The sequence below is a fragment of the Streptomyces sp. NPDC058880 genome (genome assembly GCF_042742535.1).
Lineage (GTDB): Bacteria > Actinomycetota > Actinomycetes > Streptomycetales > Streptomycetaceae > Streptomyces.
Genome location: NZ_JBHYMC010000031.1, coordinates 19,221 through 42,144 on the forward strand (window position 1 = coordinate 19,221; position 22,924 = coordinate 42,144).

General features: G+C 70.3%; 21 protein-coding genes, 1 tRNA gene and 1 pseudogene. 13 read left to right on the forward strand and 10 right to left on the reverse strand.

What is annotated here, in order from left to right; genetic code table 11:
- The first annotated feature begins 145 nt into the window (after positions 1-145).
- The gene (locus ACFW2G_RS18940) at positions 146-358 is read left to right on the forward strand and encodes a hypothetical protein (protein ID WP_384582788.1); all 213 of its coding nucleotides are present in this window, start codon (positions 146-148) and stop codon (positions 356-358) included.
- Positions 359-389: 31 nt separating this feature from the next.
- Here the strand turns inward: ACFW2G_RS18940 and mscL are convergent, their stop codons facing one another.
- The 7 genes from mscL to ACFW2G_RS18975 form a co-directional block, all read right to left on the reverse strand.
- Entirely contained in the window at positions 390-887 is a 498-nt protein-coding gene (gene mscL / locus ACFW2G_RS18945) for a large conductance mechanosensitive channel protein MscL (RefSeq protein WP_037925088.1), read from the reverse strand.
- A 123-nt stretch (positions 888-1,010) separates the two neighbouring features.
- Positions 1,011-1,604: a hypothetical protein gene (locus ACFW2G_RS18950; RefSeq protein WP_384582791.1), complete on the reverse strand. Its 594-nt coding sequence runs from the start codon at positions 1,602-1,604 to the stop codon at positions 1,011-1,013.
- Positions 1,605-1,785: 181 nt separating this feature from the next.
- Positions 1,786-2,343: a carboxymuconolactone decarboxylase family protein gene (locus ACFW2G_RS18955; RefSeq protein WP_384450057.1), complete on the reverse strand. Its 558-nt coding sequence runs from the start codon at positions 2,341-2,343 to the stop codon at positions 1,786-1,788.
- An 83-nt stretch (positions 2,344-2,426) separates the two neighbouring features.
- Positions 2,427-3,260, reverse strand: coding sequence for an S-methyl-5'-thioadenosine phosphorylase (locus ACFW2G_RS18960; RefSeq protein WP_384450060.1), 834 nt, complete (start codon positions 3,258-3,260; stop codon positions 2,427-2,429).
- 75 nt (positions 3,261-3,335) lie between these two features.
- Positions 3,336-3,653 (reverse strand): FmdB family zinc ribbon protein, encoded by a 318-nt coding sequence (locus ACFW2G_RS18965; protein WP_384450063.1) that lies wholly within the window; start codon positions 3,651-3,653, stop codon positions 3,336-3,338.
- Between the two features lie 67 nt (positions 3,654-3,720).
- Positions 3,721-5,139, reverse strand: coding sequence for an MFS transporter (locus tag ACFW2G_RS18970; protein ID WP_384582794.1), 1,419 nt, complete (start codon positions 5,137-5,139; stop codon positions 3,721-3,723).
- Between the two features lie 446 nt (positions 5,140-5,585).
- Positions 5,586-7,157 carry a potassium/proton antiporter gene (locus tag ACFW2G_RS18975; protein WP_384450150.1) on the reverse strand — a complete coding sequence of 524 codons (1,572 nt, stop codon included), beginning with the start codon at positions 7,155-7,157 and terminating at the stop codon, positions 5,586-5,588.
- 240 nt (positions 7,158-7,397) lie between these two features.
- Between ACFW2G_RS18975 and ACFW2G_RS18980 the strand changes: the two genes are divergently transcribed.
- Positions 7,398-10,280 carry a penicillin acylase family protein gene (locus ACFW2G_RS18980; protein WP_384582797.1) on the forward strand — a complete coding sequence of 961 codons (2,883 nt, stop codon included), beginning with the start codon at positions 7,398-7,400 and terminating at the stop codon, positions 10,278-10,280.
- Between the two features lie 6 nt (positions 10,281-10,286).
- On the opposite strand, the gene ACFW2G_RS18985 is transcribed toward ACFW2G_RS18980, so the two are convergent.
- Positions 10,287-10,901, reverse strand: coding sequence for a 5-formyltetrahydrofolate cyclo-ligase (locus tag ACFW2G_RS18985; protein ID WP_384582800.1), 615 nt, complete (start codon positions 10,899-10,901; stop codon positions 10,287-10,289).
- A gap of 91 nt (positions 10,902-10,992) precedes the next feature.
- On the opposite strand from ACFW2G_RS18985, the gene galU reads away from it, so the two are divergent.
- From galU to ACFW2G_RS19020, 7 genes are all read left to right on the forward strand, one after another.
- On the forward strand, positions 10,993-11,895 hold the full coding sequence (gene galU / locus ACFW2G_RS18990) for a UTP--glucose-1-phosphate uridylyltransferase GalU (RefSeq protein ID WP_037925115.1): 903 nt from the start codon (positions 10,993-10,995) through the stop codon (positions 11,893-11,895).
- 4 nt (positions 11,896-11,899) lie between these two features.
- Complete coding sequence (gene glp, locus ACFW2G_RS18995; protein WP_052031117.1) at positions 11,900-13,270, forward strand: gephyrin-like molybdotransferase Glp; 1,371 nt, start codon at positions 11,900-11,902, stop codon at positions 13,268-13,270.
- 119 nt (positions 13,271-13,389) lie between these two features.
- Positions 13,390-13,869 carry a cyclic pyranopterin monophosphate synthase MoaC gene (moaC, locus tag ACFW2G_RS19000; protein ID WP_037925117.1) on the forward strand — a complete coding sequence of 160 codons (480 nt, stop codon included), beginning with the start codon at positions 13,390-13,392 and terminating at the stop codon, positions 13,867-13,869.
- A gap of 77 nt (positions 13,870-13,946) precedes the next feature.
- A complete protein-coding gene (locus ACFW2G_RS19005) occupies positions 13,947-14,450 on the forward strand; it encodes a molybdenum cofactor biosynthesis protein B (protein WP_037925517.1) in 504 nt (167 codons plus the stop codon).
- Between the two features lie 17 nt (positions 14,451-14,467).
- Positions 14,468-15,076, forward strand: a complete 609-nt coding sequence (locus ACFW2G_RS19010) for a GNAT family N-acetyltransferase (protein ID WP_037925119.1) — start codon at positions 14,468-14,470, stop codon at positions 15,074-15,076.
- A gap of 187 nt (positions 15,077-15,263) precedes the next feature.
- The gene (locus ACFW2G_RS19015) at positions 15,264-16,313 is read left to right on the forward strand and encodes a hypothetical protein (RefSeq protein WP_384582804.1); all 1,050 of its coding nucleotides are present in this window, start codon (positions 15,264-15,266) and stop codon (positions 16,311-16,313) included.
- A gap of 78 nt (positions 16,314-16,391) precedes the next feature.
- Positions 16,392-16,465: transfer RNA gene (locus ACFW2G_RS19020), tRNA-Ala, on the forward strand.
- 234 nt (positions 16,466-16,699) lie between these two features.
- On the opposite strand, the gene ACFW2G_RS19025 is transcribed toward ACFW2G_RS19020, so the two are convergent.
- Both ACFW2G_RS19025 and ACFW2G_RS19030 read right to left on the reverse strand, forming a co-directional pair.
- Positions 16,700-18,520 carry a hypothetical protein gene (locus ACFW2G_RS19025; RefSeq protein ID WP_384582807.1) on the reverse strand — a complete coding sequence of 607 codons (1,821 nt, stop codon included), beginning with the start codon at positions 18,518-18,520 and terminating at the stop codon, positions 16,700-16,702.
- Complete coding sequence (locus ACFW2G_RS19030) at positions 18,517-19,293, reverse strand: hypothetical protein (RefSeq protein ID WP_384582810.1); 777 nt, start codon at positions 19,291-19,293, stop codon at positions 18,517-18,519. Before ACFW2G_RS19030 ends, ACFW2G_RS19025 begins: the two co-directional genes overlap by 4 nt.
- 89 nt (positions 19,294-19,382) lie before the next feature.
- Here ACFW2G_RS19030 and ACFW2G_RS19035 point away from each other — a divergent pair.
- The 4 genes and pseudogenes from ACFW2G_RS19035 to ACFW2G_RS19050 form a co-directional block, all read left to right on the forward strand.
- Positions 19,383-19,457 (forward strand): annotated as a pseudogene (locus ACFW2G_RS19035) (hypothetical protein); the annotation flags it as partial.
- Positions 19,458-19,783: 326 nt separating this feature from the next.
- The gene (locus ACFW2G_RS19040) at positions 19,784-19,984 is read left to right on the forward strand and encodes a transposase (protein WP_384582874.1); all 201 of its coding nucleotides are present in this window, start codon (positions 19,784-19,786) and stop codon (positions 19,982-19,984) included.
- Between the two features lie 83 nt (positions 19,985-20,067).
- Positions 20,068-20,505, forward strand: a complete 438-nt coding sequence (locus ACFW2G_RS19045; RefSeq protein ID WP_384582813.1) for a hypothetical protein — start codon at positions 20,068-20,070, stop codon at positions 20,503-20,505.
- Positions 20,506-20,517: 12 nt separating this feature from the next.
- Positions 20,518-22,920, forward strand: a complete 2,403-nt coding sequence (locus ACFW2G_RS19050; RefSeq protein ID WP_384582816.1) for a DUF6571 family protein — start codon at positions 20,518-20,520, stop codon at positions 22,918-22,920.
- The last annotated feature ends 4 nt before the right edge of the window (positions 22,921-22,924 follow it).

The window sequence follows — 22,924 nt, forward strand, 5'->3', positions numbered from 1 at the left end:
CGGCGTGAACGCGTGGAACGTGGACGCGAGCCGAGGCCGGGAGGGCGTCGAGGACGGGCCGTCGCGCGACGCCGGCGATGTGGCCGGTCCCGGCCGGCGCAACCGCAGGCCCGGCGAGGGCGACGGGCGGCCGTACCCTGGTGGCATGAGCAGCACCCCCGACCCCGACCCGCAGCCCCCGCGCTCCGCCCCCGAGGCCCGGCAGTCCCGGCCGAAGCCGCGGATCGTCTTCGACGACCCGCTGGACCAGCAGTCGTCGGACGACACCGACCGGGGCTGGGGCGATCGGCCGCCCACCGGAGGAAGCGCGGCCGATCTGGCCCGCTTCCTCGACGAGAAGCCACCGCACCACATCTGACCGGACGGGGCGGCCGGTGCTGCCGGCGCGGTCAGAAGCCGTTGCGCGAACCCGCCTGGCCGCCAACACTGCCGCCCGTGCGCTGCGCGACCAGGGTGTCCCGGATCTCCTTGAGGACCTCCAGCTCGGTGATCTCGACGATCTCCTGGGCCCCCTCGCGGGCCTTGCGGCGGTCCTCCATGCGCGCCAGGTACTTCGACATCGGCAGCACCATCAGGAAGTACACGACCGCCGCGGTGATCACAAAGGTCAGCGTGGCGTTGAGCACCGACCCCCAGAGGATCTCGACACCGGTCGGCTGGCCGTCGGGGCCGATTTCGCACGGCGCCTTCAGGCAGGACTTGTAGCCTTCCAAGCTCTTCGTGCCCACCGCGCCCACCACGGGGCTGATGATCCCCTTGACCACGGAGTTCACGATGTTCGTGAACGCGGCGCCGATCACCACGGCCACCGCCAGGTCGATCACGTTGCCGCGCATCAGGAAGGCCTTGAAGCCCGCCAGCACGCTTTCCTTCTTGTTCTCGCTCATCGCTGAGCCCTTCTCTGCGGAAGCCAAACACGGAGCCAACGGTTCCGAAAGCTACGGCAGTCCGGGCGAGGTCTGTCCAATCGGTCTTCACTTTGAGGTGAATTGACTGATCGTGCGTACGGATCAGCACAGCGTCACCGCCAGCCGCGCCGTCGCGCCGGCGCCCACCAGGTCCCGCGCGGTGTCCCTCGGTACGGACAGCACGACCAGCGCCCCGCCGTCCCCAACACCCTGTTCCGGATCGGGTACTTCGGCGACCGTGGCCCCTGCCGCCACCACCCTGGGTTGCTGCGCCCGCTCGGCCGCCACCACGTCCACCCGGTCCCCGGGCCGCAGCAGTCGCACCGTCGCGCCGTCCGCGATGCGCACCGGCGCCGAGACCAGCCGCACCACCGTCGGCGGCGGTTTCACCTCGGACGGCGGCTCGCCCCGGGAGGCCTGGGCCTCGGTCCCTCCCACGGCGAGTGCTGCCGCCACGACGGCCAGGGAGGCCGAGGCGGCCCGCCGCCGGCGCCGCAGGGCCCGACGCAGCCGCCCGGGGCCCCGCCCCACACGGAGTGGCGGGAACGGCGGGACGGGACGCGACGGAGGACACGCGGAGGAGGCTCGTGGCGATGCCGGGGAGAAGCCCGGAGCGGAGGGCGGAGCGGAGGGCGGAGGGGTGGCCGGGCAGGAGGTCGTGGACGAGGCCGAAGAGGCTGCGGAGGTACGGGACATGACGAGCACCACCAGACGGAGTGAGTTCCTGTGCCCGGACTCGCCGCCCGGACACACTCCACCATCCGGCCTGCGCCCGCATCCCGCTCGGGCCTGTGGACCGTCCCCAGCCTGTGGAAAACCCTGTCACCCGACCGAGTGGCGAACCCCCGTCCACACCGTCCTCGGTGGCGGGTGGACCTCAGCGCTTCGCCGGCACCTGGCAGGACTCCGAGAAACCCTGGCTGGTCAGGCCGAAGGCGCTGTTGATGCGTGAGCGCCAGTTCTCCAGCGCGACCACCGCCGTCAGTTCGACGAACGCCGCCTCCCCGAGCCGTGCGATCAGCGCCGCGGCCAGTTCGTCGGTGACCGTGGGCTCGGTCTCGGTCATGGCCTCGGCGTACTCCATGACCAACAGCTCCAGCTCGGTGAACACCTCACGGGCCTCCCGCCATTGCGGAACCCGCTCGATCTTCTCCGGCGCCATCCCCAGTTCGTGGCCCTCCCAATAGCCGAAGTCCATGCACCACGAGCAGTTGATGCGGGCCGCCGACGCCATCACGGCGAGGTGCTTCAGGCCGGCGTCCAGCGCGTTCCATCCGGCCGCCCGCTGTTCCAGGCGGACGTAGGTGAACAGCACGCGCGGGTTGTGCCCGTAGGCCTGTCCGGGGTCGAGCACCTTGCCGTAGGTGCGGCGCGAGTACCAGGCGCCGACGCGCATCAGTAGGGTGCGGGGCGGGGTGAGCGAGATACGCGGCATGACTGTCATCTCCCGGAGCGGTCTGTCCGAATGGGCCTTCACGGAGGAAGACCGGACAGCCGCCCCGGATGTGACAGCGCGGACTACGGAAGCTCGATGCCCAGGTCCCAGCCGTCCAGCGCGTGCGTGCACAGGCAGTCGCGGGTCGCCGTGGCCGGCAGCGCCGCCACCGCGTCGAAGAGGACCTCGCGCAGGCGGCCGACGTTCTCGCCGAACACCTTGAGCACCTCCGTGTGGGACACGCCCTCACCGGTCTCGGCACCCGCGTCCAGGTCCGTCACCAGAGCCATCGAGGTGTAGCAGAGCCCCAGCTCACGGGCGAGGATCGCCTCCGGGTGCCCGGTCATGCCGATCACCGACCAGCCCGCCGAGGCGTACCAGCGGGACTCCGCACGCGTCGAGAAGCGCGGCCCTTCGACGACGACCATGGTGCCGCCGTCCACCGGCTCCCAGTCCCGGCCGCGGGCTGCGGCCACCGCCACGGAACGGCCCACCGGACAGTACGGGTCGGCGAAGGTGGTGTGCACGACGTTCGGAACGGATCCGTCCGGCAGTGCCACCCCGTCGAAGAAGGTCTGCACGCGGCTCTGCGTACGGTCGACCAGCTGGTCGGGCACGAGCAGCGTGCCCGGCCCGTACTCGGGCCGCAGGCCGCCGACGGCGCACGGGCCGAGCACCTGGCGGACGCCGACCGAGCGCAGGGCCCAGAGGTTCGCCCGGTAGTTGATCTTGTTCGGCGGGACCGTGTGGCTGCGCCCGTGCCGGGGCAGGAAGGCCACCGCGCGGCCGGCGAGCTCGCCCATGTACAGGGAGTCGCTGGGAGGCCCGTACGGGGTCTCCACCTGGATCTCGGAGACGTCCTCCAGGAAGGAGTAGAAGCCCGAGCCGCCGATGACACCGATCTCTGCGTTCACCATGCCGCTCACCCTAACCGGGCACGCCGGAGGCCCCGCAGCCCGGTGGGGGCGTGCGGGGCCTCGGGAAGGAGCGGGTCAGGCGGCCGACGTGGAGCTGCTGCTCGTGCTCGACGACGTCGAGGAGGACGAAGCGGCGGGAGCGGCGGCGGCGGTCGACGTCGAGGACGACGACGTGCTCGACGCGGGCTTCGAGGCAGGGGTGCTGCTCGACGAGGCGCCACGGCTGTCGTTCCGGTAGAAACCGGAGCCCTTGAAGACGATGCCGACCGCGGAGAACACCTTCTTCAGGCGTCCGTCGCAGTTCGGGCACACGGTCAGCGCGTCATCGGTGAACTTCTGCACGGCCTCAAGGCCCTCACCGCACTCGGTGCACTGGTACTGGTAGGTCGGCACGAATTTCCTCCTGGCACTCTGACTCAATGAGTGCTAACGACGCTCCATGGTGACGTATTCCGGCGGATCAGTCCACCGTCACCGGCACGCGGTGACCCATCCCACGCTCGTTCACCCGGATACGGGGCGCCGCAGACGGGCCGGCCGCAGCGCCGATCTCGGCGCGGCCCGGGACCTCGGCACGGGCCGCGGTCCCGCTGCCGGACGCGGCCTCGGTACCGGACCCCGCCTCGGCACCGGGCGCGGACGCGTTCACGATCCGGCTCGGAGCCTTCGGGGCCAGCTTGGCGCGCAGCGTCAGCAGGGTGGCCAGCGCCAGGGCGGTGGCCGCCATCGGCACCATGAAGCCGGACGAGGATCCGTGCGCGTCGGTCAGGCGGCCGGCCAGGATGACCGCGATGGCCTGCCCGAAGGCGATCGAACCGGTCAGCCAGGTGAAGGCCTCGGTCCGGGCGTTCGCCGGAACCAGCTGCTCGACCATCGTGTAGCCGGTGATCAGGGCCGGGGCGATGAACAGGCCCACCACCAGGCCGAGCGCGCCCAGCAGGATGACCGAGTGCGCGGCCCACAGCACGGACGCGGCGGCGGTGAGGCCGACGTACCCCAGGATCAGTCGGCGGCGCGGGCCGATCTTCCAGGCGATGGCGCCCATGGCGATGCCGGCGGTCATGTTGCCGGCGGCGAAGACGCCGTAGAGCAGGCCGTTGGCGCCGGGGTTGCCGATCTCGTTGGAGAAGGCGGCGAGCGAGACCTGCATGCCGCCGAAGACGGCGCCGATCCCGAGGAAGGCGAAGATCAGCACGCGCAGGCCCGGGTAGGACAGCGCGAAGGCGCGCTTCCCGCCGGTGGTCGACGGGGTGTGCGTGCTGGGCTGGGAGGCGCGGCGGGCCGCGAAGAGCAGGCCGCCGAGCAGCGTCAGGGTGGCCTCGGTGGCCAGACCGGCCGCCGGGTGGACGCCGGTGCACAGGGCGGTCGCCAGGACCGGGCCGACGACGAAGGTGAACTCGTCGGTGACGGATTCGAAGGCGGCGGCCGTCGGGAGCAGCGGCGAGCCCTCCAGCCTGGCGGCCCAGCGCGCCCGGACCATCGGTCCGACCTGCGGCACGGAGGCGCCGGCGGGTACGGCGGCCAGCGCCAGCGCCCAGACGGGGGCGCCGGCCAGCGCCAGGGCCGTCAGGCCGCTCACGGCGGCGGCGTGCGCGAGGACCACCGGCACCAGTACGGCGCTCTGGCCGAACCGGTCGGTGAAGATGCCCATCAGCGGGGCGGAGAGGGCCATCGAGATGCCGGTGACGGCGGCGACGATGCCGGCGCTGCCGTAAGAACCGGTGGTGTGCTGCACCAGCAGCAGGATGCTGATGGTCAGCATGCCGAAGGGGAGCCTGGCTGCGAAGCCGGGGAGGACGAAGCCCAGGGCGCCAGGTGTGCGCAGGAGCTGTCCGTATCCGGGGCGGGCGGACGTGTCGGTCGTGACCGCGGATGTCACGGCCTTGCCTTTCCGCTGCCTGGTAGAACTCCCCGTCTGCGGACGGTGCCGTGCTTTGTGAGCGGTCGCACCCGTACGTGTTGGGAGCCCCGAGAGCTGTCCTCTTGCGCAGAACCGAGTGATACCTGGGCGCCCCTTGCGGGAGGGAGCCACGGCCGCTTTGCGGTCGCGCCAGCTCTGCGTCAGGCAGAGTTGGTTCGATCTGTTGTGCCTTCATCGTACAGGGGACGCCGGTATCACGCCCTGTGATTGCCCCGACAATCCGTGTCTTCACCTGCGATTGGCGGGAACTTCGCAGATGAAGGACCTCGCATATGCTGACAAGGGCCGTCGGATCTCCCCGAATGCGCCCGGATGGGAACGCTGCTCCGGGGCCGGTCCGGCGGATCGGGGTCGCCCGGCCGCGATCCGCCCGACGGCCCTGGCCGCGATCCGCCGGACCGGCCCTAGGGGGAGCCGGATCCGTTTCCGGTCCCGAGCCAGCCCGCCAGCTTCCCGCCCCGGGCCACCGCCCGCAGCCGTGCCTCTGCGGCGTCCCGGACCGGGTCCGTGGCCACCACCAGCAGCTCGTCACCCCGCCGCAGCACGGTGGACGGCGCCGGTACGAAGCTCCTGGCGTCCCGCACGACCAGCGTGACCGATGCCCCGGGCGGCAGCCTCAGTTCGCTGACCTCGACGCCGTGCATCCGTGAGGCCGGCGGGATGGCGAAGGACAGCAGGTGCCCGCGCAGCTTCTCCAGCGGCGCCGACTCGATGCCGAGGTCGGACGCGGTCTCCATGCCCCGCCCGAGGTCCAGCTTGCGCGCCAGCCAGGGCAGGGTCGGCCCCTGCACCAGGGTGTAGACGACGACCAGCACGAAGACGATGTTGAAGACGCGGTCGCTGCCCTCGATCCCGGACACCATGGGGATGGTCGCCAGGATGATGGGCACGGCGCCGCGCAGGCCCGCCCACGACATCAGGACCTGCTCCTGCCACGGGATGCGGAAGGGCAGCAGGCTGACGAAGACCTCCAGGGGCCGCGCCACCGTCGTCAGCACCAGGCCGATGATGACCGCGGGCCAGAAGTCGCGGACCAGCTCGTGCGGCGTGACGAGCAGGCCCAGCAGCACGAACATGCCGATCTGGGCGATCCAGCCGAGCCCGTCGGCGAAGCCGCGCGTGGCGGGCCAGTGTGGGAGCTTGGCGTTGCCCAGGACGACCGCCGCCAGGTACACGGCGAGGAAGCCGGACCCGTGCGCCATCGCGCCGGCCGCGTACGCCACGATCGCGATGGCCATCACGGCGATCGGGTAGAGGCCGGATGCGGGCAGGGCCACGTGCCGCAGGGCGTAGGCGCCGAGGAAGCCCACGGCCAGACCGATCGTGGCGCCGATCGCGAGCTCCAGGGCGATCTTGCCGAGCAGGACGTACCACGCGTCCGCCGGGCCCACTGCGGAGAGCGCGACCACGAGGATCACGACGGGTGCGTCGTTGAAGCCGGACTCGGCCTCCAGGACGCCCGTGATCCGGGACGGCAGGGGCACCTTGCGCAGCACGGAGAAGACGGCCGCCGCGTCGGTCGAGGAGACGACCGCCCCGATCAGCAGCGCCTGGCGCCATTCGAGTCCGACGAGGTAGTGCGCCCCCGCCGCCGTCACGCTCACACTGATCGCCACACCCACCAGGGAGAGCATGATCGCGGCCGGCAGGGCCGGCTTGATCTCTTTCCACTTGGTGCCCAGACCGCCCTCGGCGAGGATCACGACGAGGGCGGCGTAGCCGATGACCTGTGTCAGCTCGGCATTGTCGAAGACGACGTTCCCGATGCCGTCCTGGCCTATGGCGACGCCTATGCCGAGGTAGATGAGCAGGCTGGGCAGGCCGCTGCGCGACGAGACCCGCACGGCGGCCACGGCGACGAGCAGTACGAGCGAGCAGACCAGCAGAAGCTCATTGAGCGTGTGGACAGTCAGCGGGCGGCCCTCCTCAATGCGCCCGGCGGATCGGTCCTCCCGGCGGCAAGTTCGGCAAGTAATTCGTTACCTTACCTAATCTTTGACGCGCCCTTTACGCGATAACCACATTGTGAAACGGCTGTTCTCCGCTGTCCTCGGGACCGCGGGACCCATGGAAGATCCATTCAGGGCCGCCTCCCGGGCCGCCCTGCGCCCATGCCCTCCACACAGCCTCCACCCCTGGCGGATCAACGGAGTCGGTCCTGCGCCTATGGTTGCTCCCAGCACTCCCAGGACCACCCTGCCCCTCTAAGGACAGCGATGCCCGCCAACGAAACCGCTCCTCCCACCAAGAAGAAGGGACGACGCGCCCGTCTGATCGTGCTCGTACTGGTCCTGGGACTCGTCGCGGGCCTCGGCTACGGGGCGTACTGGAGCGTGGACAGCGTGCGCGCCTCCTTCCCCCAGACGACCGGCTCCCTCGACGTGCCCGGCCTGAAGGGGGCGGTCGAGGTGAAGCGCGATGCCAACGGCATTCCCCAGCTCTACGCGGACAGCGACGACGACCTCTTCCGCGCGCAGGGCTTCGTGCACGCGCAGGACCGCTTCTGGGAGATGGACGTACGCCGCCACATGACCGCGGGGCGGCTGTCGGAGATGTTCGGCGCCGGCCAGGTCGAGACCGACGCCTTCCTGCGCACCCTGGGCTGGCGCCAGGTCGCGCAGGAGGAGTACGACACCAAGCTCTCCGCCGAGACGAAGAAGAACCTGCAGTCCTACGCCGACGGGGTCAACGCGTACCTGAAGGGCAAGTCCGGCAAGACCCTGTCCGTCGAGCACGCGGCCCTCAAGCTCAGCGACGGCTACCAGCCCGAGCAGTGGTCGCCGGTGGACTCGGTGGCCTGGCTCAAGGCGATGGCCTGGGACCTGCGCGGCAACATGCAGGACGAGATCGACCGGTCGCTGATGGCGAGCAAGCTCTCGCAGGAGCAGATCGCCGAGCTCTACCCGCCCTACCCGTTCGACCGGAACAAGCCGGTCGTCGAGGGCGGCAAGGTCGACGGCGGCAAGTACACCCCCCAGGGCCAGACCGGAAACTCGGGCTCGGGCAGCGGCTCCGGCAGTGGTTCCGGCTCCGGCAGTGGTTCCGGTTCCGGCTCCGGCGGTGCCGTCGCCAACCGGGCCTCCACCGCCCCGGCCGCCGGTGAGGCCACCGGCCTCGCCGGCAACGCCACCGCCCAGGGCGCCACCGTGGGCCTGCGCACCCAGCTGAGCGCCCTCGCCGACACCCTGGAGAAGGTTCCGGCCATCCTCGGCCCCAACGGCAGCGGCATCGGCTCGAACTCCTGGGTCATCTCGGGCAAGTACACGACCACCGGCAAGCCGCTGCTCGCCAACGACCCGCACCTGTCGCCGCAACTGCCCTCGGTCTGGTACCAAATGGGCCTGCACTGCCGTGCCGTCTCGGCCGAGTGCAAGTACGACGTGGCCGGCTACACCTTCTCCGGGATGCCCGGCGTGGTCATCGGCCACAACACCGACATCGCCTGGGGCATGACCAACCTCGGCGCCGACGTCACCGACCTCTACCTCGAACAGATCAAGCCCGAGGGCTACGTCTACGACAACCGGGTGCTCCCCTTCACCTCCCGCGAAGAGGTGATCAAGATCGCGGGCGGCAGCAGCAAGAAGATCACCGTCCGCACCACCAACAACGGTCCGCTCGTCTCGGACCGTAGCGAGGAGCTCGCCACGGTGGGCACCCGCGCCCCGGTCGACAGCTCCGCCCCCGACCGCGGCGACGGCTACGCCATCGCCCTGCGCTGGACCGCGCTGGACCCGGGCAGGACGATGGACGCGGTCTTCAAGCTCAACCAGGCCAAGAACTTCGACGACTTCCGCAAGGCGGCCGCCGACTTCGACGTCCCCTCCCAGAACCTGATCTACGCCGACAACAAGGGCGCCAACGGCAACATCGGCTACCAGGCCCCCGGCCGCATCCCGCTGCGCGGCCAGGGCGACGGCCGGATGCCCGCCCCGGGCTGGGACTCCAAGTACGCCTGGAAGGGCGGCCGGGACGGCAACACCGGCTACATCCCGCAGAACGAGCTGCCCTGGGACCAGAACCCGGCGCGCGGCTACATCGTCACCGCCAACCAGGCCGTCGCGGAGAACGGGACCGGCGCGGGCAAGTACCCGCACCTGCTGACCACCGACTGGGGCTACGGCGCCCGCAGCCAGCGGATCAACGACCTCATCGAGGCGAAGATCAAGGATGGCGGGAAGATCTCGACCGACGACATGCGCACCATGCAGATGGACAACAGCAGCGAGATCGCCGCGCTGCTGACCCCGATGCTGGCGAAGATCGAGGTGTCGGACCCGGGCGTGCGCGCCGCGCAGAAGCTGCTGGACGGCTGGAACTACACCCAGGAGTCCGACTCGGCGGCCGCCGCCTACTTCAACGCGGTCTGGCGCAACGTCCTCAAGCTGGCCTTCGGCGACAAGATGCCCAAGGAGCTGCGGATCGAGGGCAGCTGCATGAACGTCCTGGGCAACGGCACCGGCCCGGCCGACGACCTCGCCAAGACCGTCCGCGAATGCGGAACCCGCGACGCCGGCTCGGCGCAGCCCGACGGCGGCGACCGCTGGTTCGAGGTGGTCCGCCGCCTGGTCAAGGACGAGAAGTCGCCGTGGTGGAGCGTCCCCGCCAAGGGCCTGAACAAGCCGGCCACCACCACCCGTGACGAGCTGTTCGCCCGGGCCATGGCGGACGCCCGCTGGGAGCTCACCGCCAAGCTCGGCAAGGACCAGTCCACCTGGAGCTGGGGCCGGCTGCACCAGCTCAACCTGAAGAACCAGACGATCGGCACCGAGGGCCCCGGCTTCCTGCAGTGGCTCCTCAACCGCGGCCCGTGGAACGTGGGCGGCGGCGAGGCGACCGTCAACGCCACCGGCTGGAACGCCTCCAGTGGCTACGGGATCACCTGGGTGCCGTCGATGCGGATGGTCGTCAACCTCAGCGACCTCGACAAGTCCCGCTGGATCAACCTCACGGGCGCCTCGGGTCACGCGTACAACTCGCACTACACGGACCAGACGCAGATGTGGGCCACGGGCGAGCTGCTGGAGTGGCCCTTCGGTAAGGAGGCCGTCGACAAGGCCACGGTCGACACCCTGACCCTGCGGCCGGCCGGGTCGTGAGCCGGGTCACGGGCTGAAGCGGCGCACCCCCGACGGGGTGGCCACCGCCTGGACGGGGTGGTCGTGCGGTTCCTCCGGGACCCGCGCGACCACCTCGTCGTCGTAGAGGAGCACGACCAGCGCCGGATGCGCCCCGGCGCGCTCCAGCCGCCCCAGTACCCGGTCGTAGCTGCCCCCGCCGCGGCCGAGCCGCATACCGCGCCCGTCCACCGCGAGCCCGGGCAGCAGCACCGCGTCGGCCTCCGTCACCGCGTCCGGTCCGAGCGCCGGGCCGGAGGGCTCCAGCAGCCGCATCTTCCCCGGGTGGGCGGCCTCGACGAGGCTGCCGGGACCCTCGTACGCCGCCCAGTCGAGGTCGTTGTCGGGCAGCAGGAGGGGGAGCAGTACCCGCTTGCCGGCCGCGCGCAGGGCATCGAGGAGTGCGCGGGTGCCCGGCTCGCCGCCGACCGAGACGTACGCCGCCACCGTGCGCGCAGTGGCCAGTTCGGGCAGTTGGAGGGCGGTGACGGCCAGCGCCGCGGCCGCCGTGCGGCGGGCTTCGGGGGTCAAGGCGCGACGGGCCGCGAGGAGTTCCCGGCGCAGCTCGGACTTGGCGGACGTGGTGGGCGGGGTCTCTGCCACGGGAATCAGCTGTCCTTCGAATCAGGGCATAAATGGATCTGTCTGCCGTGACCTCGTCGGGTGTTCGACAGGACCCACTATCGTTCTGGCCATGACTATGTTGCACCCCGTGATCAAGAAGGCCGTCATTCCGGCCGCTGGCCTCGGTACCCGCTTCCTCCCGGCGACCAAGGCGACCCCGAAGGAAATGCTCCCGGTTGTGGACAAGCCGGCCATCCAGTACGTGGTCGAGGAGGCCGTCGCGGCCGGGCTCGACGACGTCCTCATGATCACAGGGCGTAACAAGCGTGCCCTGGAGGACCACTTCGACCGCAACTACGAGCTGGAGTCGGCCCTCACCGCCAAGGGCGACGACGACCGGCTGAAGAAGGTCCAGGAGTCCAGCGACCTCGCGACCATGCACTACGTCCGCCAGGGCGACCCGCGGGGCCTCGGCCACGCGGTGCTGTGCGCCGAGCCGCACGTCGGCCGCGAGCCCTTCGCCGTCCTCCTCGGCGACGACCTCATCGACCCGCGCGACCCCCTGCTGCGCCAGATGGCCGACATCCACGCCCGCACCGGCGGCACCGTCATCGCCCTGATGGAGGTCGACCCGGCCAACGTCCACCTCTACGGCTGCGCCGCCGTCGAGGCCACCGACGAGAAGGACGTGGTCCGCATCACCGGCCTCGTCGAGAAGCCGGAACCCCAGGACGCCCCCAGCAACTACGCGGTGATCGGACGCTACGTCCTCAACCCCGCGATCTTCGACATACTGCGGGAGACCGAGCCGGGCCGCGGTGGGGAGATCCAGCTCACCGACGCCCTGCAGAAGCTGGCCGCCGACGAGAGCGTGGGCGGCCCGGTGCACGGCGTGGTCTTCCGGGGCCGTCGCTACGACACCGGGGACCGCGGCGACTACCTGCGGGCCATCGTCCGCCTCGCGTGCGAGCGCGAGGACCTGGGCCCCGAGTTCCGCACCTGGCTTCACCGTTACGTCACGGAGGAGATGTAGCACCTTGAGCAGTTCCGCACCGCAGGACACCGGCCACCGTCTGTGGTCCGTGGACGAGCACCTCGCGGACGTCCTCGGGGCCGTCCGGCCGCTGGAGCCGATCGAGCTCCAGCTGCCGGACGCCCAGGGCTGTGTCCTGGTCGAGGACGTCACCGTGCCCGTCGCCCTCCCGCCCTTCGACAACAGCTCCATGGACGGCTACGCCGTCCGCACGGCCGACGTCCAGGGCGCCAGCGAGGAGTTCCCCGCGGTGCTGACGGTGATCGGGGACGTCGCGGCGGGCAGCGGTGAGCTGCCCACCGTGGGCCCCGGTGAGGCCGCCAGGATCATGACCGGCGCCCCGATGCCACCCGGCGCGGAAGCCGTCGTGCCGGTGGAGTGGACCGACGGCGGCACCGGAGGCGGGGCCGCCGCCGGGATGACCCCGGCCAGCTCCGCCCCCGAGCGGTCGGCCGGAGAGGTGCGCGTGCACCGCGCCGCCGAGCCGCGGGCACACGTCCGCGCCCGCGGCAGCGACGTCCAGGCGGGCGACCTCGCCCTCGCCGCCGGAACGGTCCTCGGCCCGCCCCAGATCGCCCTGCTGGCCGCCATCGGACGCGGCACCGTCCGGGTGCGCCCCCGCCCGCGGGTGGTGGTCCTGTCCACCGGCAGCGAGCTGGTCCAGCCCGGCGAGCCGCTCGCCGCCGGCACGATCTACGACTCCAACAGCTTTGCGCTGGCGGCGGCCGCGCGGGACGCCGGAGCCATCGCCTACCGGGTCGGGGCCGTCGCGGACGACGCGGACACCCTGCGCTCCACCATCGAGGACCAGCTCATCCGGGCCGACCTGCTGGTCACCACAGGCGGCGTCAGCGTCGGCGCCTACGACGTGGTCAAGGAGGCGCTCTCCCCGGCCGGCTCGCCCGCCGCGCCCGGCCTGTCCGGCCCGGGCGAGGACGACGCCGACGTGGACGCGACCCGGATCGACTTCCGCAAGCTCGCCATGCAGCCCGGCAAGCCGCAGGGCTTCGGCACGATCGGCCCGGACCACACCCCGCTGCTGGCACTGCCCGGGAACCCCGTCTCCTCCTACGTCTCCTTCGAACTGTTCGTGCGCCCGGCGATCCGCGCCCTCATGGGGCTGCCGGAGTCCGAGGTCCGGCGGCCGAGCGTGCGGGCCGTGCTGAGGGCCGACAAGGCGCTCGGCTCCCCGGCCGGCCGCCGCCAGTTCCTGCGCGGGAAGTACGACGCCGGGAGCGGCACGGTCAGCCCCGTCGGTGGATCCGGGTCCCACCTGATCGCCGCACTGGCGCACGCCGACTCCCTGATGGTCGTACCGGAGGACGTCACCTCGGTGGAGCCCGGCACCGAGCTGGAAGTGATCCTGCTCGGCTGAGCCGGGCGTCCGTTCCCGCCCGCCCGGACCGTTCCCCCGGCCCGCCCCTCCGGCGGCCCGTGCGGGTAGCGTGTGTCGCACCACACAGGCCCGCGGGCCCAGAGCGGAGCGGCACAGCAATGAGTACCGAGAGCAGGCTCACCCACATCGACGAGGCCGGCGCGGCCCGGATGGTCGACGTCTCCGCCAAGGACGTCACCACCCGGACGGCGCGCGCCAGCGGGCGCGTACTCGTCTCCCCGCGGGTGATCGAGCTGCTGCGCGGCGAGGGCGTGCCCAAGGGGGACGCCCTCGCCACGGCGCGCATCGCGGGGATCATGGGAGCGAAGAAGACCCCGGACCTGATCCCGCTGTGCCACCCCCTGGCCGTCTCGGGCGTGAAGGTCGACCTGTCGGTCGCCGACGACGCCGTGGAGATCCTCGCCACCGTCAGGACGACCGACCGCACGGGCGTCGAGATGGAGGCGCTGACCGCCGTCGCGGTCGCCGGACTCACCGTGATCGACATGGTGAAGGCCGTCGACAAGGGCGCGGTCATCACGGACGTCCGGGTGGAGGAGAAGACCGGCGGCAAGTCCGGCGACTGGGTGCGCTCGTGAACGCCCCGCGCGGCGGGGAGGTGCACAGCCACCACGCGGCGGGCGAGCAGGAGACCGGTGCGGCTCCGGACGGGTCCCTGGGCAGGGCGCTCGTCGTCACCGCCTCCAATCGGGCCTCGCAGGGCGTGTACGCCGACCGGGGCGGCCCGCTGCTCGCGGAGGCGCTGGAGAAGCTCGGCTTCAGGGTGGACGGCCCCCGGGTCGTCCCGGACGGCGATCCCGTCGAACAGGCGCTGCGCGAGGGCGTGTCCGCCGCGTACGACGTGATCCTGACCACGGGTGGCACCGGGATCTCGCCGACCGACCGCACCCCGGACGCCACCGCGCGGGTGCTGGACTACGAGGTCCCCGGCATCCCCCAGGCCATCCGCGCCGAGGGCCTGGCGAAGGTGCCGACCGCGGCCCTGTCCCGGGGCCTGGCCGGTGTCGCCGGGCGCACCCTGATCGTCAACCTGCCCGGTTCCACGGGCGGGGTGCGTGACGGCCTGGCGGTCCTGTCCCGCATCCTGCCGCACGCGGTGGACCAGATCCGGGGCGGGGACCACCCCAGACCTGCGGGACCCACCGGGAGCGCGAGCTGAACGGCCCCACCTGGCCGGTGGTCCTGACCGACGGCGACGTCACGCTCCGGCCGATACGACTGCGCGACCAGAAGGACTGGCGCGAGGTCAACCAGCGCAACCGCGACTGGCTGCGGCCGTGGGAGGCCACGATCCCGCCGCCGGCGCCGTGGGGGCCGGTGATCCAGCGGCCCACGTACCGCCAGATGGTCCGCCACCTGCGGGCGGAGGCGAACGCGGGCCGGATGCTGCCCTTCGTCATCGAGTACCAGGGGCGGCTGGTGGGCCAGTTGACGGTCGCCGGGATCACCTGGGGCTCGATGTGCGCGGCGCACATCGGCTACTGGGTGGACCGCGACGTGGCCGGCCGCGGCGTGATGCCGACGGCGGTCGCGATGGCGGTCGACCACTGCTTCCGGAAGGTCGGCCTGCACCGGATCGAGGTGTGCATCCGCCCCGAGAACGGGCCGAGCCGGCGAGTCGTGGAGAAGCTGGGGCTGCGCGAGGAGGGGCTGCGCCCGCGGTACCTCCACATCGACGGGGCCTGGCGCGACCACCTCGTGTACGCGATCACCGCGGAGGAGGTGCCGGAGGGTCTGCTGCGCCGCTGGCACCGGGCGCGCCACTCGCAGTCCCCGCCGAAATAGGGAGGTACGGCGGAAGCCGCCGCCCGCGATAAACGAATATCTGTTCGAATTAATGGCCCGAGGTAACCGATTCGCCCATAACCTGATCCGAAGAATCACAAAAAAAGTCCGTGATATCAGTGAGATCGCGCGACACGCCGGCCCAATTGGCCGATCCCCTCGCCCGCGCCCCTCTACGGTGTGAGGTGTGAGCAGCAGCGGCCTCATCTACGCAGTCATTGTCGGGGCCTGGGCCGCCTACTTGGTGCCCATGTGGCTCCGGAGGCAGGACGAGCTGAACGAGGCCCGTCCGACGGAACGCTTCTCCACTGCCATTCGGCTGCTTTCCGGCCGGGCGGGAATGGAGCGCCGTTACGCCAAGGGACTGCGTGAGCGCGGTGACGAAGAGGCGGAGCCCCAGCCCCACGCGGACCCGGACGCCGCGACGGAGACGGTCGATTCCGTCGACGCCGACGCCCGGGCCCTCGGCGTGTCCCCGACCAGGGCGGAGCCGCGCGCCGCAGCCGCCGAGCGGGAGCAGCGGGCGGAGCGTGCCCGGCGCGAGAAGCGCCTCCGGGTCCTCGCGCGCCGCCGGCGCACCACCGCACTCCTCTTCCTGGTCTTCACCGCGGGCGCCGTCGTCGCGGCGGTGGGCGGCCTGCGCTACCTGTGGGCGCCCGCCGTGCCCGCCCTCCTGCTGAGCGCGTACATCGCCCACCTGCGGGTCCAGGAACGGCGGCGCTACGCCTTCACCATGGACCGGCGGCGTGCCGAGGCGGCCGCGCGGCAGCTGCGCGAGGACCGCCCGCGCCGCCGCCACCCCGAGGAGGGCGCCGACGCGGCGGGCGAACCGGACCCCGCTCCACCGGTCTCCCCCCAGGAGGCCGGACGGCGCGCGCTGGTCGAGCAGACCGACCACGCCGAGTGGGTGGACCAGCAGCGCGAGCGTGAACGCGGCCCCGCCCGCGGCGACAGCTGGGAGCCGGTCCCGGTCCCGCTGCCGACGTACGTGACGGCCCCGGTCGCCCCCCGGGCCACCGGTCCCGTGACCCCGGACGCCTGGAGTGCGACCCGCTCCAGCACGGCCGAGCCGACCGAGCCGCGCCTGCGCGCCCAGCCGGCGGTACCCGCCCCGGCGCCCGCCGAGGACGACGCGCAGGAGCGGACCGCCCAGCGCCCCCGCGGCCAGGGCCGTGGCCGCACCCCGCTGTTCGACCAGTACGAGAGCGAGGGCCGCCCGCGCGCCGCGAACGAGTGATCGGTGACCTGCGCGGACCCTCGCGGGAACGCGTTTTGGAGCACCGGCGCAGGGGTGCTAATGTTTCACACGTCGCAAGGGCCTGTGGCGCAGTCTGGTAGCGCACCTCGTTCGCATCGAGGGGGTCTGGGGTTCAAATCCCCACAGGTCCACAGACGACTGTTCTTGAGTTAGCTCAGGAATGGTGACGAGATCCCGTCCGATCGCAAGATCGGGCGGGATCTTCGTCGTTTCAAGGGTCGTTCGATGCCTGTTCGGGGTGGTGGATGGCGGCGTATCGGGTCTGGCGGGTTGCTCGGCAGGTGCCTGGCCGCTGCCGGGGCATGCGAACCGGCCCCGGTCGCCCGGGGCTGGTGATGGTGCTGTACGGCTGTGACGCTGCCCGATCAGAGGTTGGCCGGCGGATGCCGTCCCATGTCGAGTGGTGTGGGGCCGGAAGACGGGTCGCGACCTGGGGCAGCCGGAACAGACTCGAAGTCGGCGTCGGAGAGTCGGCTGCCGGTGCGCTCGTAGAGCCAGGTTTCCAGGATGTCCAGGTTTCCGACGGCCAACATGATCGCGATCAGGATCGTCTGGGCCACCTGGCCGGGTGCTCGGCGGTGCATCGGGTTGCCGATGTCCATGTAGGCGCCCTTGAGGCGGCCGTTGAGGCCCTCGTTGTGGGAACGGATCGGCTTGTAGATCCGATCCCAGGCGAGGCTGAGGTAGTGGCTGTCCTGCCGGAACTTGGCGATCTTCAGGTCTCCGGCCGCGTCGGCGGGGACGCTGATCGCGGAGGCCCCGCAGACGGCGGGCAGCGCCTCCCTGCCGGGAGGGTCCGTCCGCTCTCTGTCAGGGAACTGGACGGTCGGGCGAGCCGAGGCGTGGCTGGCGCGGGAGAGGAGATCCGCCAGTTTGATCACGGTCTGAGGCGGGCCCGAGGCGGTCGGTCGAGCAGGGCGGAGGCGTTCTCGGCGGGTGCAGTTCACCGAAGGGGACGGTCCGGCCGCCGGGCATTGCAGGCGCACGGTTCCGCGGGCGTCGGCGTTCTGCTTGAGCTTGAGGAAGTAGGGCAGTCGCTCGGCGACCAGAGGTTTCAGATCGTCGAGCCGTCGGCGGAAGGTTTTGTCGTCCATGCCGTGAGTGGCCTGAGCCAGGGCGTTGGGGATGTGTGGGCAGGCGAGGGAGCCGTCGATCAGTACGGCTCCTTGCCAGCTGCCCTGGACGCCACGGTCGGCCGCCTTGTAGTCCAGGGCCAGGCGGTAGCCGAGTCGGCGTACCGGAACCTGAAAATTCTCCGGCGAGCAGCCGGTGTAGGCCCGATCTGCGGCACATACACCTGTCGGCAGTCGAAGCTCGCCGAGGTGCTTCAACACGGTGACCGCGTTCTCGCCCGTACGGACGGTCGGGGTGTCCAGGCTGAGGCCGAGGCAGAGTTGCGGGTAGGAGGGCGCGCGGCGACCCTTCGTGGCTCCTTCGCCCGTGCGGGAGTGGGCGGCGACGAGCAGGCTCGCGCTGTAGCCGAAGATGCCCTTGTCGGAGCCGCCGCTGAAGTGCCAGCCGGCGGTGATCTCGACGGAGGCTGTGCCCGAGTAGTCGCTATCAGGGTTGGCCAGCACCGGGATGGAGGTGGCGTCCACGCCCACGTCACCGGCCCAGTTCCGCAGGTATCCCCGTTGCTGTGCCAGCCGGACCGGGACCAGTACGAGATCGTTCGCCAGCCGTTGGAGCCGGTTCGCGGCCGCGCGGCCGGCAGCCTCGTTCCAGGCAGCGGAGTGGATGTCCGCCTCCGCTTGGTCCAGGCGCCGGCGCCGGTCGCAGCGTGCCGGGTCGAGCGCGGTGGTGATCCGGTCCATCCCTCGGTAGAGGCGACGACTGGCAGCTATGCACGCACGTGCCGTGGATGGCGGAACCTCGGGGATGCCGAGCCAGGCACGAGCTGCGGGTTGGAGACGGAAGTGCAGGATCCGCCAGGCGTCGGAGACCGTGGCTCGGCCCGTGTAGTACACGGCGAGCATCAGGCCGGCCAGCACGGTCCTCGGCCGCACGCCTGGTGGCCCAGGACGGCCGCGCAGCATGTCCTCCAACTGCTGGGGCAGACCAGAACGGTCGAGGACTGTCAGCAGCTGGCCGACCTTGGAGTCGGGGATCTCAGTGAGCCGCCCAGGCCGCAGCCGTGGCCGCGCATGACGGGCGGCCAGCTGATCGGCCTCAGGCCGCGCCCTCACGAGCGGCGGCCACGCAGCAAGCGGATCACCTCCGCCCTGGGTAGTGGGGGCACCCAATGGTGGTAGCCGGCCAAACCGGCAGGGGAGGCCATGCCCGCGGCGGAAGCGACTGCCTCCGGACTGATGCCCTCGGAAAGTCGGCCGACGATCCACGTCGACCGCAATCGCCGGGCGGAGAGCGGCGGCAGACCCGCGTGGGGCCGATGGCGGGCAGGCCAGGACGAGACGAGGTTCTTGGCTGCCGCGACCTTCCGTCCCGGCCGGAAGAGAAATCCGGTTCCGGAGCTCTCTGCCAGCTCGGCCAGAGTGCCTTCCCAGTCGGAGTGGCACGCCACGAGTCGGCCGAGCAGCTTCTCCTCCAGCACCGCAACCCCACCAGAGGTCACGCGAACGTGGCTGCCTCGCATGGGCGGGACCTCGCCCGGCATCAGGCCACACCCGGCTCCGAGCGTCATGAGGGCGAGGCCGTCGAGTCGAGCCTGGTCCGGCAGATGATTCGCCCAATCCCGCAAGCGAGCCAACTCCCCCGCACCGTAAGGCGGCTGAGGCGTGCGAGGCGAGGAAAGCCGAGCCGGAGGGGCCTCTCCGCGCTGGACCCACACCAGAGCCTCCCGTGCCCGCCGCAGCCAGGTCCGGTAGGTCAGTACTGTCGAGTCCTTTGCCGTAACGCAGCCCGACAGGATGAAGGCGTCGATCGTCTCGGTCCGCAGCCAGGTTCCCGGGTCGCGCGGCAGCCCGCTCCGGTCCGCCCAGACCGCGACCCGGCCGATCACGTGCAGCAGTGACTGCAGGGGAAGTTGAGAGTCATGGTGGAGAAGCGGCGGAAGTTCGATGCGGAGTTTCGTGAGGGGCTGTGCGGATCGTGACGGAGACCGGCAAGACGGTCGCCGAGGTTGCCAGGGACCTGGGGATCAACGAGGCGACGCCAGCCCGCTGGGTGTCCCGGGCTCGGCGTACGGGGACCGCGCCGGCCAGCGGGGTGACGAGCTGGAGCGGTTGCGGCGGGAGATTGTCCCGCTCAAGCGGGACAACAAGGAGCTGGCGATGGAGCGTGATGTCCTCAAACGCTGCATGGTCCTGTGGGTGAAGTAGCCATGGCGGACCCGGCGGCCGTCGTCGGGGCGATCGGCGATCGGCGGTCAGAGGAACAAGCACGGTATCCCGCACCGCGTGGCCTGTCGCGCGCTGGGCGTAAGCGGGTCGTGGTTCTACAAGCAACGGAATCGCACACCCACCGGCCGTGAAGTACGCCGTCAGCAGTTGGTGGAGGCGGTGCAGGAGGAGTTCGCCAAGTCGGGCGGCACCTACGCTTCCCCCAAGATCTGGATCACGCTGGTGCGGCAGGGCCGGCGAGTCTCGTCGAGGCTCGTTGCCCGCACGGACATCGATGTCTCCGCGGAACACATACAGCTACAGGGGGCAACTCTGAGCCATAGAGGCCCTCACGACTCACCGGCGACGTGACCGGCGGCGACCGGCACGGCGGGCTTAGCCCGTGTGCAGTTGCCATGTCTATGATCATCCGAGGTCGATGGGGAGGGTACAACGTGGGGGATTTCGACGAGGAGTGGCGCCAGTCGCGCTCTGGTGCGGGCGATGAGCCGGTGCACATGCGGTTGAACGGAACGGGCGCTCCGGCGGGGCCGTACGCACCTGGTGGGTCGGGGACCTTCGGGTCCACACCGGCGGAGAAGAATGCGGCTGCAAACACGATCGAGAATGAGCTCGAGGACAAGACGAAGACGGCCACGGAGCACGCTGACGAGGCGACCAACACCGCGGTCAAGGGCTTCGACGGGTGGGACACCGCTGCGGGCCTGAAGAAGCTCTCGGAGACCTGGGACAAGCAGGTCAAGGTTCTGATGGGGCGTCTCGGGTCCGAGAAGATCGCGTTGCGTGGGGCATACGGTCTTATCGCGCGCAATGACATCGGTCTGGGTGACCAGTTCCGTCCGATCGGCCAGTCGAAGCTTCACGGGGTGTAGGGGTAGTTGCAGGTGCTGACGTACAACGAAGTGATGACGACGGATCTGAGCCTGCTGACGGCGGCGGCCGACAAGTGGGAATCCATGGCCGGTGAGATCAAGAAGGTCGAAGACCGGTACGGCGACAGCGTCCAGAAGATCACCATGGGCCAGAACTGGACCGGCATCAGCGCCGGCGTCGCCCACACCAACTTCGCCGGCACGCGCTACGAGTACGCCGCCGCCCAGGTCCAGGCGAAGGCCGCCGCCTCTCTGCTGCGCGACGCCCACAGCCAGTTCGTCGAGCTCAAGAAGAAGCTCGACTCCCTTTGCGCGGATGCCGTCAAGGAGGGATTGCTCGTCGATTCGCGGGGAACCGTGAGTCAGGACCAGAGCAAGCTCACCGGTCAGGACCGCATGTACCTGCGGGATCACCCGGAGGCCGTGGCCGCTCTGAACAAGACAATCGAGGCCTGGTCCCAGCGGATCAAGGACCTCGTTCAGGCCTTCGCCGACGCCGATCAGGGCGTCAGGCTGGCCCTCGAAGCCGTCGGTGTCGACAGCAACAAGGACGCCTTCGGCAAGGGCAACGACGACCAGCTCAACGGCTTCAACGCCGGGGCCCTGGGTGACGTCGAGCAGTACGAGGAGATCCGCGCCGAGGAGATAGCCACCCGCATCAACAGCGGCGAGAAGGTTTCGTCTGCGGACTACGCGGAGCTGAACCGGTCGCTGCGGGACAACGCCAAGGACAAGGTCTTCAGTCAGACCTTCCTCAACGGCATCGGTGTCGACGGAACCATCAAGCTCGGCAACAAGCTCAACGACCTCGCCTACTTCAACGACAAACAGGGCAAGCAGACTTACCTGGGTATCGAGCACGGCCTGTCGGCCACCATGGCCAGTGCTACGCGGGTGCCTGAGTTCAAGAAGGACGGCAAGGTCCTGGAGATGGGCTCGCGGGAGTACGCCCAGGCTCTGGCCGACTGGAAGAACAAGCGCGGGGAGTGGGAGAAGAACCCGGACTCCGACTTCTACAACGCATGGCTGAACGACATCAAGAGCAACGGAACCGAGGAGTTCGGCACCCAGGCCGCCGGCGCCAACCCGTCCGGAATGGACCAGAAGGCACTCGGCTACCAGAGCCTGGTCACCCTGATGCAGAACGGCGGGGACTACAGCAGCCCCTTCCTCCACGATCTGGCGGATTCCATCCGCGTGGCGGAGGATCCCGCCCGGGGAGGGAAGAAGGACATCTGGGACCTGGACCACAAGTTCGACGCGAAGAACCCGGACAAGACGTCCGGCTGGTTCGCCAACGATCCCCTCGACGGCCTGCTCGGCGTCATGAGCAAGAACCCTGACGCCGCCACGGCATACTTCGACCCGCAGGCCTACTCCGACGTCGACCACAAGCTCGGCAAGGACCGCCTGGAGTACCTTCAGTCCGGACGCGACTGGGACGTCGTCAACGAGTACAGGCCGAGTCTCAAGGACGGCGTCGCCGTCTACAAGGGCGACACGGCGGACGTGGACACCCGCGTCGGCTTCGGCGCGGCCCTGGAAGCCGCCATGACCGGACACGTCCCCGGCAGCCACGCTCCGGAGGGCTTCACGAAGCACAGCGAAGCACAGACGCGCGTGCTGGAAGACGTCGTGAAATCCTACGCGGAGATCACCAAGATCGACCAGGGCGCCATGCCTGCCAACATACGCGTCAACATGGCGAACTCTCTCGCGTACTACCCGGGCGATGTCCACGACCTCCTCAGTGCGCAGGTCGACTACTCGAACCCCGCGTTCTCGACGCGCCCGAACGGTGTCGACGTGAGCACGGAAACGATGAACCAGTTCATCCGCGCGGCCTCGGAGGACGGCGGCGCCTTCCGAATGATCCACGACTCGCAGCTGGGACACATTGCCGAGCAGATCAACACACTCGGCAGGGATGACTTCATGCAGACGCCTACGGGAGACTCCGACCGGGCCGCTGGCACGGTAAGAGCGGCCGGGGGGATCATGGGAACACTGGACGAGATCCGCGCCGATGCGCTGGGTGACGCGCGCGACAAAGAAATAGGCCAGAACAACTGGAATAAAACGTACAAGTACCATGTCTACGGTGCTCCAGTGACCGGAATTCCGGTAATCGGTGACAGCTTGCAGCGAATGATCGACATAGCCACGGGCAAGCAGGCTGAGGGGCTCAACAATGCCGTGACCGACGCTACGAAGGAACAACTGATCGACCACTACGGGAAGTACGGCTATCCCCGGCTACGGCAAATGCTCAGCGAGCAGGCGCTGGACGTGGGGGTGCCTGCCGACTACATCACGGGCCTTGACAACCGTATGGGGCGCATCAACGAGTCAGCCAAAAACTCCTACCAGTCGGGCTTGGGGAGTGCGCAGGGATCCACTGGAGAGAACGGCTGATCAT

Bases quoted from the DNA above. Each gene is read 5' to 3' on its own strand.
- ACFW2G_RS18940 (WP_384582788.1), top strand. From the start codon at position 146: ATGAGCAGCACCCCCGACCCCGACCCGCAGCCCCCGCGCTCCGCCCCC.
- mscL (WP_037925088.1), bottom strand. From the start codon at position 887: ATGAGCGAGAACAAGAAGGAAAGCGTGCTGGCGGGCTTCAAGGCCTTC.
- ACFW2G_RS18950 (WP_384582791.1), bottom strand. From the start codon at position 1,604: ATGTCCCGTACCTCCGCAGCCTCTTCGGCCTCGTCCACGACCTCCTGC.
- ACFW2G_RS18955 (WP_384450057.1), bottom strand. From the start codon at position 2,343: ATGCCGCGTATCTCGCTCACCCCGCCCCGCACCCTACTGATGCGCGTC.
- ACFW2G_RS18960 (WP_384450060.1), bottom strand. From the start codon at position 3,260: ATGGTGAACGCAGAGATCGGTGTCATCGGCGGCTCGGGCTTCTACTCC.
- ACFW2G_RS18980 (WP_384582797.1), top strand. From the start codon at position 7,398: ATGCCCGCCAACGAAACCGCTCCTCCCACCAAGAAGAAGGGACGACGC.
- galU (WP_037925115.1), top strand. From the start codon at position 10,993: ATGACTATGTTGCACCCCGTGATCAAGAAGGCCGTCATTCCGGCCGCT.
- moaC (WP_037925117.1), top strand. From the start codon at position 13,390: ATGAGTACCGAGAGCAGGCTCACCCACATCGACGAGGCCGGCGCGGCC.